This window comes from Fulvivirga kasyanovii (genome assembly GCF_009711405.1).
GTDB classification, from domain to species: Bacteria; Bacteroidota; Bacteroidia; order Cytophagales; family Cyclobacteriaceae; genus Fulvivirga; species Fulvivirga kasyanovii.
Genome location: NZ_SMLW01000057.1, coordinates 1 through 394 on the forward strand (window position 1 = coordinate 1; position 394 = coordinate 394).

General features: G+C 43.7%; 1 protein-coding gene. It reads left to right on the forward strand.

The window, feature by feature from the left end:
• The coding region (locus E1163_RS30050; RefSeq protein WP_221417853.1) for a hypothetical protein at positions 1-394 on the forward strand (394 nt) is incomplete at both ends.

Below are 394 nucleotides of genomic sequence, written 5' to 3' on the forward strand. Positions count from 1 at the left end.
CACTGACACAACAGGAAAACTGACAGAATCCACTGTAGTAAGTGCAACTCCGGCAGGTGCAGCGTCTTTGGTAAAAGGTGGCACTGGCTCATCAAGCCAAACCATTAATCTGAAAGAAAGCATAGCAGACTTTAACTTCAAATGGACAAATGCCAGCACAGTTAAGGTAAATGGTGTACCTATGGGTATAAATGTCACCATTGATAACGCTACTCAAAATGTTTCGTTTAGTGGTACCCCAACAGAAACCGGTGTATTTAACTATTCTATCAGTACTGTAGGAGGTAATCCTGATAATACCCACACTGCAACCATTACGGTCAATAACCCGGTTCACCTACAGGCGTCCGGCAGTAACGGCGCGGTTAACCTGTCATGGACTTTAAACAACATA